Source organism: Streptomyces sp. Ru73 (assembly GCF_002920575.1).
In the GTDB taxonomy this organism is placed as follows: domain Bacteria; phylum Actinomycetota; class Actinomycetes; order Streptomycetales; family Streptomycetaceae; genus Streptomyces.
The window spans coordinates 187,956-203,792 of record NZ_PQSQ01000001.1; the positions used below are offsets into that span (position 1 = coordinate 187,956).

Annotated in this window: 13 protein-coding genes; 10 read left to right on the top strand and 3 right to left on the bottom strand. The window is 74.1% G+C overall.

Annotation, left to right across the window (positions count from 1 at the left end; all coding sequences use genetic code 11):
- Positions 1-31: 31 nt before the first annotated feature.
- The 3 genes from C3486_RS00860 to C3486_RS00870 all read left to right on the top strand — a co-directional run bounded on the left by C3486_RS00860 (position 32) and on the right by C3486_RS00870 (position 2,693).
- Positions 32-832: a VOC family protein gene (locus C3486_RS00860; RefSeq protein ID WP_103830585.1), complete on the top strand. Its 801-nt coding sequence runs from the start codon at positions 32-34 to the stop codon at positions 830-832.
- A 98-nt stretch (positions 833-930) separates the two neighbouring features.
- The gene (locus tag C3486_RS00865; RefSeq protein ID WP_103830586.1) at positions 931-1,629 is read left to right on the top strand and encodes an alpha/beta fold hydrolase; all 699 of its coding nucleotides are present in this window, start codon (positions 931-933) and stop codon (positions 1,627-1,629) included.
- 398 nt (positions 1,630-2,027) lie between these two features.
- Complete coding sequence (locus C3486_RS00870) at positions 2,028-2,693, top strand: chorismate mutase (RefSeq protein WP_258052510.1); 666 nt, start codon at positions 2,028-2,030, stop codon at positions 2,691-2,693.
- Here C3486_RS00870 and C3486_RS00875 read toward each other — a convergent pair.
- Positions 2,690-3,664 (bottom strand): LysR family transcriptional regulator, encoded by a 975-nt coding sequence (locus tag C3486_RS00875; protein ID WP_103830536.1) that lies wholly within the window; start codon positions 3,662-3,664, stop codon positions 2,690-2,692. The genes C3486_RS00870 and C3486_RS00875 overlap by 4 nt on opposite strands.
- Positions 3,665-3,837: 173 nt before the next feature.
- Here C3486_RS00875 and C3486_RS00880 point away from each other — a divergent pair, with 173 nt between their 5' ends.
- Positions 3,838-5,085, top strand: a complete 1,248-nt coding sequence (locus C3486_RS00880) for an MFS transporter (RefSeq protein WP_103830537.1) — start codon at positions 3,838-3,840, stop codon at positions 5,083-5,085.
- Positions 5,086-5,284: 199 nt separating this feature from the next.
- Here the strand turns inward: C3486_RS00880 and C3486_RS00885 are convergent, their stop codons facing one another.
- Positions 5,285-6,904, bottom strand: a complete 1,620-nt coding sequence (locus tag C3486_RS00885; protein WP_103830538.1) for an acyl-CoA synthetase — start codon at positions 6,902-6,904, stop codon at positions 5,285-5,287.
- 174 nt (positions 6,905-7,078) lie between these two features.
- Here C3486_RS00885 and C3486_RS00890 point away from each other — a divergent pair, with 174 nt between their 5' ends.
- The 5 genes from C3486_RS00890 (at position 7,079) to C3486_RS00910 (ending at position 11,429) form a co-directional block, all read left to right on the top strand.
- Positions 7,079-7,903, top strand: a complete 825-nt coding sequence (locus C3486_RS00890) for a crotonase/enoyl-CoA hydratase family protein (RefSeq protein WP_103830539.1) — start codon at positions 7,079-7,081, stop codon at positions 7,901-7,903.
- 10 nt (positions 7,904-7,913) lie between these two features.
- Positions 7,914-8,861 carry a Zn-ribbon domain-containing OB-fold protein gene (locus C3486_RS00895; protein WP_258052511.1) on the top strand — a complete coding sequence of 316 codons (948 nt, stop codon included), beginning with the start codon at positions 7,914-7,916 and terminating at the stop codon, positions 8,859-8,861.
- Positions 8,861-9,901, top strand: coding sequence for a thiolase domain-containing protein (locus C3486_RS00900; RefSeq protein WP_181138393.1), 1,041 nt, complete (start codon positions 8,861-8,863; stop codon positions 9,899-9,901). Before C3486_RS00895 ends, C3486_RS00900 begins: the two co-directional genes overlap by 1 nt.
- A 7-nt stretch (positions 9,902-9,908) precedes the next feature.
- Positions 9,909-11,075: a thiolase domain-containing protein gene (locus tag C3486_RS00905; protein WP_103830542.1), complete on the top strand. Its 1,167-nt coding sequence runs from the start codon at positions 9,909-9,911 to the stop codon at positions 11,073-11,075.
- Positions 11,076-11,186: 111 nt separating this feature from the next.
- On the top strand, positions 11,187-11,429 hold the full coding sequence (locus C3486_RS00910) for a DUF397 domain-containing protein (protein WP_103830543.1): 243 nt from the start codon (positions 11,187-11,189) through the stop codon (positions 11,427-11,429).
- A gap of 40 nt (positions 11,430-11,469) precedes the next feature.
- Here the strand turns inward: C3486_RS00910 and C3486_RS00915 are convergent, their stop codons facing one another.
- Positions 11,470-12,549, bottom strand: coding sequence for an isoafricanol synthase (locus tag C3486_RS00915; RefSeq protein WP_103830544.1), 1,080 nt, complete (start codon positions 12,547-12,549; stop codon positions 11,470-11,472).
- Between the two features lie 285 nt (positions 12,550-12,834).
- Here C3486_RS00915 and C3486_RS00920 point away from each other — a divergent pair, with 285 nt between their 5' ends.
- Positions 12,835-15,771, top strand: a complete 2,937-nt coding sequence (locus C3486_RS00920) for an AAA family ATPase (RefSeq protein ID WP_258052512.1) — start codon at positions 12,835-12,837, stop codon at positions 15,769-15,771.
- Positions 15,772-15,837 lie beyond the last annotated feature (66 nt).

Genomic DNA, 15,837 nt, shown 5'->3' on the forward strand with positions numbered 1-15,837 from the left:
CCCGCTTCGCCTCACACCGAAGGATCTGCTCATGCTCTCGACCCAGTACGTACCGGGCGCGCCGAACTGGCTGGACCTCGGCGTCCCCGACGTGGACGCGGCCGTCGCCTTCTACAGCGAGGTGTTCGGCTGGACCTTCGAGTCCCTGGGGCCGGACGCCGGAGGGTACGGCTTCTTCCGGCTGGACGGCCGGACCGTCGCCGCCATCGGCCCGCTCGTGGAGGAGGGCGCCGACCCGTCCTGGACGCTGTACTTCCACACCACCGACGCGGACGGCACGGCCAAGGCGGTGCAGGCGGCCGGCGGCACGGTGCGCGCCGAGCCGATGGACGTCTTCACCGCCGGCCGGCTGGCCGCCTTCACCGATCCCACGGGTGCGCGCTTCGCCGTCTGGCAGCCCGGCGAGATCAAGGGGCTGGAGGCGGTGATGGAGTCCAACGCCCTGTGCTGGACCGAGCTGTACACCACCGACAGCGCGCGGGCGAAGGACTTCTACGGCGCGGTGTTCTCCTGGCAGTACCAGGACCTGCCGATGGGCGAGGCGGGCGCGTACACCATCGTGGTCCCGGCGGGCGTCGCGGCGTCCCCCGCGTTCGGCCAGGGCGGCATCATGCAGCTGCCCCAGGAGCACCTGGAGCGCGGGTCGACGTCCGAGTGGCACCCGTACTTCGGCGTGGACGACTGCGACGCGACGGCGGCAGCGGCCACGGAGCGCGGCGCGACGACCCTCATCCCGCCGGTCGACGCGGAGGGCGTCGGCCGTCTGGCGATGTTCCGCGATCCGTACGGCGCGGCCTTCGCCATCATCAAGGGGGAGCCGCCGACGAGCTGAGCGAAGGGACCTGACGCCGGCACGCGGACAGTCAGCGCACCGCGAACGCCTCGCGTCACGGAGTCTTGGAACGGCCCGCCGTGGGTACCTTCGGCCCCATGGCGGACGTACAGAAGGTGCAGGTGGACGGTGTCGAGCTGGCGTACCGGACGTGGGGCGAGGCGGACGCGCCCCCGGCCGTGCTGCTGCACTGTCTCGGCGAGGACGGCGAGGACTGGCGCGGGGTGGTGGGCCAGCTGGCCACCACCCACCGGGTGTACGCGCTGGACCAGCGGGGACACGGCAAGAGCGACTGGCCCGGCGAGTACGGCTTCGAGCGGTGGCGGGACGACGCGATCGGCTTCCTCGGCGCGCTGGAGCTCGAGGACGTCACGCTCATCGGCCACTCGCTGGGCGCGGTGACCGCGTTCCTGCTGGCCGCCGAGCGGCCGGAGCTGGTGGCGCGGCTGGTCCTGGAGGAGGCGGCCCCGCCGCTGCCTGCCGACCCGCCGCAGGAGGTGCCGGAAGCACCGCCGGGGCCGCAGCTGTTCGACTGGGCGGCCAAGGCGGCGGTGGTGGCGCAGCGGAACGCGCCGGACCCGGAGTGGTGGGACGGCCTTACGCGCATCACCGCGCCCACGCTGGTGATCGGGGGCGGCGGCGACAGCCACATCCCGCAGGAGCACCTGGCCCGCATGGCGGAGCTGATCCCGCACGCCGAGCTGGTCACGATCGACGGTGCCGGACACCTCGTGCACGAGGAGCGGCCGCGCGAATTCCTCGACGCGGTACAGACGTTCCTGGCACGGGAGCCGTAGCGCGGGCGCCGGCGCCCGCGCGGCAGGGGGCCTCGCCCGGGTCGGAGGCACCTCGCCCAGGTCGGAGGGCCTCGCCCGGGTCGGAGGGGCTCGCTCACGTCGGCGAGGGTGTTGCCCGCGCCAGTGGGGGCGTCGCCGGAGCTGCCGCTCGTCCCGGCCGGCCGCGCGTGTGTCGCCCGTGCCAGTGGGGGCGTCGTCCGCGCCGGTGGAGCGGCCGGCGCGCGGCCGGCGGGGCGGGGGCCGATCGGGCGCGCGTGGCGACGCGGGAACCGCCTCCGGACCGGTAGCCGGGCCGACTGTTGATCAAGTACAACAGGACCGTCCCGCGAGCCGCCCACGGCATGCGGGCCGCCGCCAGTTGTGCGTCTCCCCGTGAGACCGTCCGGGAAGGGCAATCCGTGCCGCTCACCGCCTCCGTCCGCCGTGGTTCGCCGCGGCGCGTCCTCGTCCGCCGTGCGCTCGTCGCGGCCGCCGCCGCGACCGTCCTCTGCACCGCAGCCCCCGGCGCGGTCGCCGCGCCCGCTGCCCACGCCGCGCCGTCAGCGGCTCCGTCCGCCGTGCGCCCCGCCGCGCACGCGGGCCCGTACGCCGCGCTGCGGCCGATCGCCCAGCTGTCCGCCGAGCGGCTGGCCACCGCCGACCTGGTCGCGGCGGCCAAGTGGGGTACGGACAGCCCGATCGACGACCCGGCGCGCGAGCGGCAGGTCCTCGACGCGGTGGCCCAGCGGGCCCGCGAACTGGGCGCGGACCCCGTGCGCACGGTCGCGGTCTTCCGCGACCAGATCGAGGCGAACAAGATCGTGCAGCGGGAGCTGCACCGCCGCTGGACCGCCGACCCGTCTCAGGCGCCCACCACCCGCCCCGACCTCACCGAGGTCCGCGCGGAGATCAACCGGATCAACGAGGGCCTGGTGCGCGCGCTCGCCGACTCGGCGGCCGCGCGCCGGGCGCCGTCCTGCGGCCCCGTCCTGACGGCTGCCTCGGCCGGCGTCGTACGCGACGGGCACCTGGACCCGCTCCACACGGTGGCACTGGCCCGCGCCCTCCGGTCGGTCTGCGGCTAGCCGGAGACGGTTCGGCGGCCGCCCGAGGCGGGGGCCTCCCGGGCGGCGTCCCGGGCGGTGTCCCGGGCGGCGTGCCGGGCCGCCGTGCCCGTCTCCGCCAGTGCCTCCGCGAAGGCGCGTACGCGGGCGGTTTCGTGGTCGCGGTGCCAGACGAGCGCCAGCGCGGAGGCCGGGAAGCCGGTCACCGGTACGTAGGCGAGCGCGCTGCGGGCGTGGTACTCGGCGGTCGGCGCGCAGAGCAGCATCGCGCCCCGGCCCGCCGCGGCCAGCGTGAGTCCTTCCTGCAGCGTGCCGATCGCCGGGCCCGCCGGGATCGGCCGCCCCGCCGGCGTGACGGGCGGTGCGGCGACGGCGCGCCAGTACGCGGGAGCGGGACCGCTCACCCCGATCAGCGTGCAGTCGGCGAGGTCCTCGGCGGACACCGAGGGCCGGCCGGCGAAGGGGTGGCGCACCGACACCGCAAGGTGCTGCGGCTGCCGTGAGAAGACCGTGCCCACGACCAGGTCGTCCTCCGCCACCGGCATCAGTACGGCGGCCAGGTCCGCCGCGCCGCACCGCACGGCACCGAACGGATCGCTCAGCGGCACCTCGACCATCTCCGTCGTACAGCCGGGGTACCGCTCCTGGAACCGGGCCACCGCGCTCATCAGCTGATCGTTGGCGGCACCCTGGAAGCCGAGGCGCAGGACCCCCGTGACGCCGCGTGCCGCGGAGCGCGCCTCGTCGACGACCGCGCGCAGGTCGTCGTAGGCCGGCCGGAGCCCGGCGAGGAAGCGTTCCCCCAGCGGCGTCAACCGCACGCGACGGCTGGTACGTGCGAACAGCCGGGCACCGATGCGGCTCTCCAGCGAACCCAGCAGCTGACTGACCCGGCTCTGGGAGACGTACAGCCGTTCCCCGGCCCGCCCGAAGTGCAACTCCTCAGCGAGCACGAGGAAGCACTCCAGCTCACGTACGTCCAGGCCGCTCATCAGCCGCTTTCCCTCCTGTGCGGTGCCCGCGCACCTCTCCCGGTACGCGCTGTCCGCGCACCTGTCCTGGCGGTCGGGACGAGTGTGCCTCATCGGCGATCGATGAGTGTGACTCATCGAAGGATGAGAGAACCGCCGTTGTTCCCGGTGCGGGACAAGGGTTGCCTGAAGGCATGGAAGAGACAGTGCACACGACGCGTCCGGCGCACCCCCGGCCGGAACAGGAAGCGGTGCCGGAGAGGCCGACGCGGCGCGGCTGGGCGGCCGTCGGTGCGGTCGCCGCCGCCACCTTCACGGTCGTGACCTCCGAGATGCTGCCGGTGGGGCTGCTGACCCCGATGGGCCGCTCGCTGGGGGTGAGCGAGGGCGCGGCCGGGCTGGCCCTGACGGTCACCGGGCTCGTCGCGGCGGCGTCCGCGCCGCTCCTGACGCCGCTACTGGGACGCCGGGACCGCCGGGCCGTCCTGTGCGCGCTGATGCTGTTGCTGACCGCCGGGAACCTGCTGGCCGCCTGGGCGCCGCACTTCGGGGTGCTGATGGCCGGGCGCGTGCTGGTCGGCGTGGGCATGGGCGGGGTGTGGACGGTGGCCGCTTCCCTCGCCGCGCGTCTGGTGCCCGGGAGGCCGGCGGGTGCCGCGACCTCACTGATCTTCAGCGGCATCGCCGTGGCCTCCGTGCTCGGTGTGCCGGCCGGCACGTACCTCGGGGAAGCCGCGGGCTGGCGTACGGCGTTCATCGCGGTCGGAGCGCTGGGCGCCGCCGTCGCGGTGGCGCTTGCGGTACTGCTGCCGCGGCTGCCGGTGGCGCGGGCGGCCCGGCTGGGCGGGCTCTTCCGACTGGCGGGGGAGCGCACCGTACGCATCGGACTGCTGGCCATCGCGCTGCTCGTCACCGGGCACTTCACCGCGTACACGTACGTGCGTCCGGTCCTGGAGGACGTCTCCGGCGCCGGTCCCGGGCTGATCGGTGCGCTGCTGCTGGCCTACGGGATCGCGGGCGTCGTGGGGAACTTCGCCGGTGCGGCCGGCGCGGCACGCTCGCCGCGCCGCGCGCTGCTGGTCATCAGCGCGGTGCTCGCCGCTGCCGTGCTGCTGGTGCCCGAGCTGGGCGGCTCGCCGCCGGCCGGCGGGGCGCTGCTGGTGGTGTGGGGGCTGGCCTACGGGGGCGTCTCGGTGGCGGCGCAGACCTGGTTGCAGGCCGCCGTCCCCCATGCGCGGGAGGCGGCCGCCGCCCTCTTCGTCGGCGTGTTCAACGCCTCGATCGCTCTGGGCGCGGCGGTGGGCGGGCGCGTCGCGGACGGTGCGGGCCTTGCGGCGGTGCTGTGGACCGGCGGCGCGCTGGCGGCCGGGGCCCTGGTCGTGGTGGCGGTGGCGCGGTCCGAGCCGGAAGCCGGTGCCGCGGGGGAGGCGGACGAAGGGTGAACACCGTCACCGGGGCCGCTCGCTCCCCTCGGGTGCGGCCTCGGTCGATGGCCCCGGGGCCGCACCCGAAGGCACAGCGTGCCCCAGAGACGGGGCGTACGCCAGGAGGCGGGCCCCGGAGGCACGCTGCCTCCCGGAGCCACGCCGCCTCCCGGAGGCACGCCGCGCCCCCGGAGAGGCGGGCGCGCCCCGGAGCGGATCAGCCTTCCGCAGCCACCCGTTTCGCCCAGCGGTAGTCCGCCTTGCCGCTGGGCGAGCGCTGGATGCGGTCGGTGAGCACGACCGTGCGGGGGATCTTGTAGCCGGCGAGGCGGGTGCGGCAGTGGGCCTGGACGGTGGCCAGGTCCACAGGGCCCGCACCCGGCCGCAGTTGCAGCACCGCCGCGACCCGGTTGCCCCAGCGGTCGTCCGGCACCCCCGCGACCAGCGCGTCGTACACGTCCGGATGGGCCTTGAGCGCCTGCTCGACCTCCTCCGGGTAGATCTTCTCGCCGCCGGAGTTGATGCACTGCGAGCCGCGCCCGAGGACCGTGACCACGCCGTCCTCGTCGACCGTCGCCATGTCGCCCAGCAGGACCCAGCGCTCGCCGTCCGCCTCGAAGAACGTCTCGGCGGTCTTGGCCGGGTCGTTGTAGTAGCCCAGCGGTACGTGGCCGCGCTGCGCCAGCCGGCCCGGCTCACCGGGCGGCACGGGCGCGTGCGTCACCGGGTCGACCACCGCGGTACGCCCGTTGACGTGCAGCCGGAAGCCGGTGTCCGGGCCCGCGTCGGCGGTCGCCGTGCCGTTGAAGCCGGACTCCGAGGAGCCGAAGTTGTTCAGCAGCATCGCCTGCGGGAGCAGGGCGGTGAACTGGGCGCGTACGGTCTCGGAGAGGATCGCGCCGGAGCTGGAGACGGCGAAGAGGGAGGAGCAGTCGGTGCCCTTGAGCGGGCCGCCGAGCGCGTCCGTCAGCGGGCGCAGCATGGCGTCGCCGACGAGGGAGACGCTGGTGACCCGTTCGCGTTCGATCGTCCGCAGTACTTCTTCGGGCACGAACTTCCGGTGCAGGACCACCTTCTGTCCGAAGTGGAAGCCGATGAGGGCGGTGAGCGTGGAGGTGCCGTGCATGAGCGGGGGAGTGGGGAAGAAGACCAGCCCCTCACCGCTCGCCGCGGCCCGTTCGGCCAGCTCCTCGGGGCGGGTGACCGGCTCGCCGGTGGGCGCGCCGCCGCCCGTCCCCGAGAAGAACAGGTCCTCGTGGCGCCAGACCACGCCCTTGGGCATGCCGGTGGTGCCGCCCGTGTAGATGATGATGCGGTCGTCGGCGCTGCGCGGGCCGAAGCCGCGGCCGGGGGAGCCCGCGGCCTCCGCCTCCGTGAACGGCACTACGGGGAGCGCGGGTTCGCGGGCCTCCGGGGGCGGCGTGCCGACGCGTACGAGGTGGCGCAGGCGCGGCGCTTCGGGTGCGGCGGCGGCCACCCGGCCGGTGAACTCCGCGTCGAAGACCAGGGCCGCCAGGTCCGCGTCGCGGTAGAGGTAGGCCAGCTCCTCCGCGACGTAGCGGTAGTTGACGTTGACGGGCACGGCGCGGATCTTCAGGCAGGCGTACAGCGTCTGGAGGTACTCGACGCCGTTGTAGAGGTGCAGGCCGACGTGGTCGCCGGGGCGTATCCCGGAGTCCTTCAGGTGGTGCGCGAGACGGTTGGCCGCGCGGTCCAGCTCCGCGTAGCCGAGGCGGCGTTCGGCGCCGCTTCCTGGATGGTCGACGTACACCAGCGCCTCGCGGTCCGGCACCGCGTCGACGATCGACTCGAAGAGGTCGGCAAGGTTGTACTCCACGTCTCCTCCTGATCGCGCGGGCCGCTGGTCCGGCGCTCATTAGAGCTTCCGGGGCGGCAAGGGGGAAGAGCCGAGGCCAATAAATCTGACTGAGTGTCAGAAAACCCTTGAAGTCGCCGTGCTGCTCCTGCAACCTGTTCTGCATTCTTCACACGGGCAGGACGGGAGAACGGCATGGGCGGCACACCCGGCGGCACCGGCACCGGCACCGAACACCTCACCGTGGAACGCGTCGGCGCGACACTCGTACTCACCCTCGACCGCCCGGCGGCGAAGAACGCCCTCTCGCCACCGATGCTCGTCGGCCTGTACGACGGCTGGCTGGCCGCCGACGAGGACGACGAGATCCGGTCCGTCGTCCTCACCGGCGCGGGCGGCGTCTTCTGCGCCGGCATGGACCTCAAGGCGCTGGCCGGCGACGGCATGGCCGACAGCGCGTACCGCGACCGGATGAAGGCCGACCCCGACCTGCACTGGAAGGCCATGCTCCGGCACCACCGGCCGCGCAAGCCGGTGATCGCCGCCGTCGAGGGCCCCTGTGTGGCGGGCGGCACCGAGATCCTTCAGGGCACCGACATCCGCGTGGCAGGGGAGAGCGCGACCTTCGGCCTCTTCGAGGTGCGGCGGGGGCTGTTCCCCATAGGCGGCTCGACCGTCCGCCTCCAGCGCCAGATCCCGCGCACGCACGCCCTGGAGATGCTGCTCACCGGCCGCCCGTACACCGCGCACGAAGCGGAACGGACCGGCCTGATCGGCCACGTCGTGCCCGACGGCACGGCCCGCGCCAAGGCCCTGGAGATCGCCGAGCAGATCAACGCCTGCGGCCCGCTCGCCGTCGAGGCGGTCAAGGCCTCGGTGTACGACACGGCCGGGATGACCGAGGCCGACGGGCTCGCCCATGAACTCGCCGTCGGCTGGCCCGTCTTCGCCACCGCAGACGCCAAGGAAGGCACCAGGGCCTTCGCCGAGAAGCGTCCGCCCGTCTACCGGCGCACCTGAGGAGCAGCCCGTGACCACCGACAGCCTCGCCGCCCCGCTCGTCGTCGCATTCCCCTTCACCCGCTCCCTCGGCCCGGTCCAGAGCGCCTTCCTCACCGGCCTCCGCGAACGCACCGTCCTCGGCGTCCGCACCACCGCCGGCACGGTGCTGGTGCCGCCCGTCGAGTACGACCCGGTCACCGCCGACGAGCTGCGGGACCTCGTCCAGGTCGCGGAGACCGGCACCGTCACCACCTGGGCCTGGAACCCGCACCCCACCGGCAAGCACCCCCTCGCCCGGCCCTTCGCCTGGGTGCTGGTCCGGCTCGACGGCACCGACAGCGCGCTGCTGCACGTCCTCGACGCCCCCTCGCCCGACGCCGTCAGCACCGGGATGCGGGTGCGCATCCGGTGGGCGGAGACGCGGACCGGCGCCATCACGGACATCGCCTGCTTCGAGCCGTACGAGGGAGCGGCCGGACCCGCGCCCCGGGACCACGCCGGTGACTTCGCCGACGCCGTCTCCGTCGTCACCCTCCCGGCCCGCCTCGACTACACCTACAGCCCCGGCCGCGCCCAGACCGCGTACCTCAAGGCCCTCGCCGAGCGGCGCACCGTGGGCGAGCGCTGCCCCGAGTGCGCCAAGGTGTACGTACCGCCCCGCGGCGCCTGCCCCACCTGCGGCGTCCCCACCGGCGAACGCGTCGAGGTCGGCCCGAAGGGCACCGTCACCACCTTCTGCATCGTCAACATCAAGGCCAAGGGTCTGGACATCGACGTGCCCTACGTCTACGGCCACATCGCCCTCGACGGCGCGGGGCTCGCCCTCCACGGCCGCATCGCCGGCATCCCGTACGACCAGGTCCGGATGGGCATGCGGGTCGAGCCGGTCTGGAAGGAAGGGCAGCGCTGGCCCGACCACTACCGGCCAACGGGCGAACCGGACGCCGACTACGACACGTACAAGGAGCTGGTGTGATGCGGGACGTGGCGATCGTCGCGTTCGGACAGTCCGACCACGTACCGGACAGCACCGAGGTCTCCGAGGTGGAGATGCTGATGCCGGTGCTGAAGGACGTCCTCGGCGCGGTCTCCCTGAAGACCGGCGACCTCGGCTTCGTCTGCTCAGGGTCCTGCGACTACCTCGCCGGGCGGGCCTTCTCGTTCACCATGGCGCTGGACGGCGTCGGCGCCTGGCCACCGGTCGCCGAGTCGCACGTCGAGATGGACGGCGCCTGGGCGCTGTACGAGGCGTGGGTGAAGCTGCTGACCGGCGAGGCCGACACCGCCCTCGTCTACTCCTACGGCAAGTCCTCGCCCGGCGACCTCCGTGAGGTGCTGACACGCCAACTCGACCCGTACTACCTGGCGCCGCTCTGGCCCGACCCCGTGGCGCTCGCCGCACTCCAGGCACAGGCCCTGTTCGACACCGGCGCCGCCGACGAGCACGCCCTGGCCGGGGTCGCCGCGCGCAGCCGTACGGATGCGGCCACCAACCCGCACGCCCAGCTGCGCGGCGACGTCCCCATGGGGGACCACGTCGTCGCCCCCCTGAGGCGCGGCGACTGCGCGCCCATCGGGGACGGCGCCGCAGCCGTCGTCCTGGCCGCCGGGGACACCGCACGAGAGCTGTGCGACCGGCCCGCCTGGATACGCGGCATCGACCACCGCATCGAGGCGCACGCACTCGGCGTGCGCGACCTCACCGACTCGCCCTCCACCCGGCTCGCCGCCGAACGCGCCGGGGCCTTCGACCGGCCCGTGGACACCGCCGAACTGCACGCCCCCTTCACCTCGCAGGAGATCGTGCTGCGCCGCGCCCTGCGGCTCACCGACGACGTGGCCGTGAACCCCTCGGGCGGCGCCCTCGCCGCCAACCCGATGATGGCCGCGGGGCTGATCCGGCTCGGCGAGGCGGCGGCCCGCATCCAGCGCGGTGAGTCCCGACGCGCCCTCGCACACGCCACCTCCGGCCCGTGCCTGCAGCAGAACCTGGTCGCCGTCCTGGAAGGGGAGTGAGGCCGTCATGAGCAAGGAGCCCGTGGCCGTCGTCGGCATCGGCCAGACCCGGCACGCCGCCGCACGCAAGGACGTCTCGCTCGCCGGACTCGTCCGCGAGGCCGCCCTGCGCGCCCTGAAGGACGCCGAGTTGACCTGGGCCGACATCGACGCCGTCGTGATCGGCAAGGCCCCCGACTTCTTCGAGGGCGTGATGATGCCGGAGCTGTACCTCGCCGACGCGCTCGGCGCCGTCGGCAAACCCATGCTCCGAGTGCACACCGCGGGCTCCGTGGGCGGCTCCACCGCCCTGGTGGCCGCCAGCCTCGTCGCCGCACGCGTGCACGGCACCGTCCTCACCCTCGCCTTCGAGAAGCAGTCCGAGTCCAACGCGATGTGGGGCCTGTCCCTGCCCGTGCCCTTCCAGCAGCCCCTGCTGGCCGGCGCCGGCGGCTTCTTCGCGCCCCACGTGCGCGCCTACATGCGGCGCACCGGCGCGCCCGGCACCATCGGCTCCCTCGTCGCCTACAAGGACCGACGGAACGCGCTCAAGAACCCGTACGCGCACCTGCACGAGCACGACATCACGCTGGAGAAGGTCCAGGCGTCCCCGATGCTCTGGGACCCCGTCCGGTACTCCGAGACCTGCCCTTCTTCGGACGGCGCGTGCGCGATGGTCTTCACGGGACGGGCGGGCGCACACCGCGCGCCGCACCCGCCGGCCTGGGTGCACGGCGGGGCGATGCGCAGCGAACCGACGCTCTTCGCGGGCAAGGACGCCGTCTCGCCGCGCGCCGGACGGGACTGCGCCGCCGACGTCTACCGGCAGGCCGGCATCACCGACCCGCGCCGCCAGATCGACGCGGTGGAGATGTACGTGCCGTTCAGCTGGTACGAGCCGATGTGGCTGGAGAACCTGGGCTTCGCGGAGGAGGGCGAGGGCTGGAAGCTCACCGAGTCCGGCGCGACGGAACTGGACGGTGACCTCCCGGTGAATCCTTCGGGCGGGGTCCTCTCCACCAATCCGATCGGCGCCTCGGGCATGCTCCGCTTCGCCGAAGCGGCACTCCAGGTGCGCGGCCGGGCCGGCGAGCACCAAGTGCCGGGCGCCCGGCGCGCGTTGGGGCACGCGTACGGCGGCGGCTCGCAGTTCTTCGCGATGTGGCTGGTCGGCGCCGCACCGCCCGCGAGCTGACCGATGCCGTACGGTACCGGGCCGCGCAGCCCGTCGCGGCCTGTCGGTCGCCGGGCGCGGTGGCTACGCTGGCCCGGACGGCGGACACCCCCTTGGGGAGGAGCGGAAAACGTGGCCGAAAGCACCACCACCGAGCAGCGGACCACCGGCGAACAGCGGCCCGACCTCGATCTCACGCGGGCCCAGTGGCAGCCCAGCGGGCAGGCCGTGGGAGACGTCCAGATCGCCTTCGTCGACGGCTTCATCGCGATGCGGGACCGCCGCAGTCCGGACGGCCCGGCCGTCGTCTTCTCGCCCGGCGAATGGCGCGGCTTCATGCTGCGCGCCCGGGACGGCGAGTTCGACCTGACGTGAGGCCCGGGGGCCCCGGCGGCACCGGGGCCCCGCGGCCGTCCTACGCCTCCCGGACCCCGGGATCGGCGGCCGCGAACAGCCCGGCCCACGGGCGGCTGCTCACGGAGGCGGTGCCCGTGGCGTCGTAGCGCGGCGTTTCCTGCGACCACACGAGGTTGCCGGTCATCAGATGCCGCATGCCCGTGACGTAGTGCGCCACATGATCGTGCACCTCGGCCGGCACGCCCAGCTCCCTGAGCGTCGCCGGCAGCGTCGCGGCGATCTGCTGGAACTGGTCCACCCGCGCGTTGGCCGTACGGATGATCCGGCGCACGGCCTGGTCCGGCGTGCAGCCCGTGGACCGCTGGAGGATGATCACGCTGTTGTTGACGTCCCCGGCCGCCAGCTCCTTGTCCACCGACACGACGTCGTTGACGAAGATGACCACTTCGGCGGTGAGCCGGCGCAGCTCCGCCAGCGGCGGCCGGCCGTGCAGCTCTCTCGGGAGCACATAACCGCCGCAGCGCTCGGTGAAGTCCAGGCACGGCTGCACCCCTATGGAGTCCCGGCGCCCCTTGAGGTACTGCTCCAGTGGCAGCACCCCCTTTCGGGTACGGTTCTGCGCCTCCCAGTGGTACGCGCCGAGATACCGCTCCCAGTGGTCGCGGAAGCGCAGCTGCCAGGCACGGGGCGCGCCCGCTGTGATGCGCCGCCAGATGTCGCGGTACCCGGAGACCAGCGGGCTGTCGGGCTCCTCGGGCAGCAGCTCCGGCGCGTCGTCCATCGTGCGCACCACCCGGTCCACGAAGTGCGCCACCGCCTCCGGGCACTGGCCCAGCTCGCCGTCGAACTGGTCGTCGAAGAGGAAGAACCAGGCGTTGAAGTCCGTTGCCAGCGCCAGCTCGTCGGGCCCGGCGTCCGGATAGAAGTAGGCCATGAGCCGGTCCAGTCGCAGCGCGTCGTACTCCTCCGTGGCCGCCTCACCGCACAGCATGCCGTGCCCGTGGAGCCAGCCGAGCGTGTGCCGCCGGGCCGCCTCCACCCCGGGATTGAGCCGCGCGGGAAAGGGGATGGCCAGGGGCGAGGTACGCCGGACGACGGGGGGCAGCGGTACCGCCGCCGCGGTGGTCGGGTCGTTCATGGTCCGCCTCCTTCGCGCTGCGCCCCGTGGCGCAGCCAGGGGAGCCTGAGGCTCCTGCGATGACCAGTCAAGAAGGGAGCAGGTTTATCGGTCAATGAATTTGTGCGCGACGCCCGCTCGCGCCACCCGCGCAGGAAGGGGAACGCGCGCCGCGTGATGAACCGGGCGGCGCAGAGGCTGCTGATGCGCCCCGCGGGTTCATGGTCGGAAGTTGACGAGGCCGGTCCGCGCGACGTCCCACGGCGCTAGTCTCATCGTTATATGCGGAGGGGTAAGGACCAGAACATGGCGGAGATGATCGGGCGGTCCGGCCGCATGCGCCGGCCGGTGCTCGAGCGGGAGACCGAACTCAGTGCGCTGGACGGCATGTTGACCGACCTCTGCGGTGCGGGGGAGGGCGACGGCGGCATGCGCACGGGCGGCCTGCTCGCCTTCGCGGGACCGCCGGGCATGGGCAAGACCGCGCTGATCACCGAGGCCCGCCGGCGCGCCATCGCCCGCGGCTGCACCGTCCTGCTCGCCCGGGGCGGTGAGCAGGAGCAGGAAGTGGCCTTCCACGTCGTACGGCAGCTGGTGCAGCCGGTGTTCGCGGCGGAGTCGCCCGAGGAGCACCGCCGCATCCTCGGCACGTGGTACGACATCGTGGCGCCCGCCGTCGGCCTGGTGGCGGCGGAGGGCGGCGCCTCGCCCGACCCGCAGGGCGTGCGGGACGGCCTGGACTGGGTCGTCACCCGCTTCGCCGTGCACTTCTCGCCCGTCGTGCTGATCCTCGACGACGCGCACTGGGCGGACCCCGAGTCCCTGGCCTGGCTCACCGCGTTCGCGGCGCGCGCCGAGGAGCTCCCCATACTGATCATCGTCGGGTACCGCCCCGACGAACTGCCCGCCGGCGCCGGGCCGCTGCGCCGGATCGCCGAGCGCGGCGGCTCCCGCCCCTTCGAGCTCACCCCGCTCACCCCCAACGCCGTCCGGCGCGTGGTGACCCACATGGTCGGCGACGGCGCCGACGAGGCGTTCTGCCGCGAGTGCTGGGCCGTCACCGGCGGCAATCCGTACGAGGTCGTCGAGCTGAGCGCCAAGATCCGCGAGCGCGGCATCAAGCCGCAGCAGGCCAACGTCTCCCAGCTGCGCGAGCTGGTCATGGCCATCAAGGACAGCGGCCTCATCGAGCGCCTGGAGCGGCTCGGCACCGCCGCAGTGCGCTTCGCCTGGGCCGCCGCCGTGCTCGGCACCGAGGTCTCCCCGACGCTCGCCGCCAACGTCGCGGGCCTCGGCGCCGTCCAGGCCGCCGACGTCGTGGACAAGCTGCGCGACGCCCGCATCCTCGCCCCGGCCCGCTCCTCCGACAACGGCAACCTCCGCTTCTTCCACCCCCTCGTCGCCAGCGCCGTCTACCAGGCCATCCCCGGCGCGCTCCGGGTCGCCCTGCACGGCCAGGCGGCCGCCGCCGTGGTGGACGCGGGCCTCGGCGCCACGGCCGCCGCCCGGCACCTGCTGGAGATGCACCCCGAGCACGACGACTGGGTCGTGCAGCGGCTGCGGGAGGCCGCGAGCGAGTACTTCCGCGCGGGCGCGCCGGACGCGGCCCGCCGCTGCCTGGCCCGCGCGCTGCGCGAACCGCCCGCCCTCCAGGACCGCGCCAGGGTCCTCTTCGAGCTGGGCTGCTCCTCCCTGCTCAGCGAGCCGGCGACCACGGTGAACCACCTCCGTGCGGCGCTGGAGGAGCACGAGCTGGACGCGGACCTGCGCGAGACGATCACGTACAAGCTGGCGCAGGCGCTCGGGCACGCCGACCGCATGGAGGAGGCGGCACAGGTCGTCGCCGCCGAGGCGCAGCGGGCGACGAACGCGCGGACGCGGCTGCGCATGCAGGCCGAGCAGTTCATGTGGAACGCCTTCCGGGCCGACGAGCAGGACTCGCCCGCCCGCTCCCGGCTGCTGGCCAAGCTCGCCGACCACCTCACCGGGCGCGGCATGGCCGAGCGGTACATCCTCGGGCTGCGCGCCTGGGACGCCATGGTGCGCGGCGAGAGCGCCAAGACGGCACTGCACTACGCCGAGGAGGCGCTCGGCGACGGGCTGCCGTGGACGGACGAGGAGTGGGGCTTCGAGGTACCGGTCCTGGTCGCCCTCACCTTCATGTACTGCGACCAGCCGGGCCGCGCCGAGGAGCTGTTCCACAAGGGCATCGCCGAGTGCGAGCGCAAGGGCTGGCGCGGCGCCCACCTCTCCTTCGGGTACACCCTGCTCGGCTACATCCGCTACCGCCGCGGCCGGCTCGCCGAGGCCGAGGACCTGGTCCACGGCGGCCTGCGGATCGCGCACCGGGTGGGGCAGCGGGTGCCGGCCCAGTGGTTCGCCATCGGCATCCTCATCGAGATCCTGCTCGCCCGCGGCCGCGTCGCCGAGGCCCAGGAGCTGGCCGACACCTACAGCTACGGCGAGGTCGTCCCCAACGCCGTCGTCTACCCCGACTCGCAGACCGTCTACAGCGAGCTGCTGCTCGCGCGCGGCCTGCACCGCGACGCGGAACACCAGCTCACGGCCGTCGGCCGGCGCCTGGAGCCGCGCGGCATGCGCAACCCCGCCTGGTGCCCCTGGCAGCTGCACCTCGCCCGCGCGATCGCCCTCACCGACCGGGCCAGGGCCCTCACCCTGGCCGACGAGGCGCTGCAGCGGGCCCAGGACTTCGGCACCGAGTCGGCCATCGGGCAGGCGCTGTTCTGCAAGGCCGGCGTGGTCGGCGGCGCGGAGGGCATGAAGCTGCTGGCCGAGGCGGTACGCCACTTCGAGCGGTCCCCGTCCGCCTTCGAGCTGGCCCAGGCGCTGGTGGAGCACGGCGCCGCGCTGCGCCGGGCGGGCCTGCCGCAGGACGCGGCCGACCGCCTCTACCGCGGCCTGGACGGCGCGCTGCACTGCGGCGCCGAGGCGCTGGCGGCCCGCGCCCGTGACGAGCTGTCCGCCGCCGGGCTGCGCCCGCTCCAGCTGCGCAGCTCCGGCACGGACACGCTCACCACGCAGGAGCGGGCGGTGGCCGAGTGGGTCGTGCAGGGCTGGACCAAGGACCGGATCGCCGTCGAGCTGGGCACCCAGGTGCCCGCCGTCAGCCGGCTGCTCTCCGGGGTCTACCGCAAGATGGGCACGGACCGCAGCGGCCTCTCCCGGCTGCTGGAGAGCACGGGGGTGGCCGCCGTGTCGCCGCCGGCCGCGCCGGAGGGGTGACGGCCGCCGGGGACGGGACGGCCGTGGTGCCGCCGCCCGGCGCTCCGGAGGACGACGGCCGCCCGG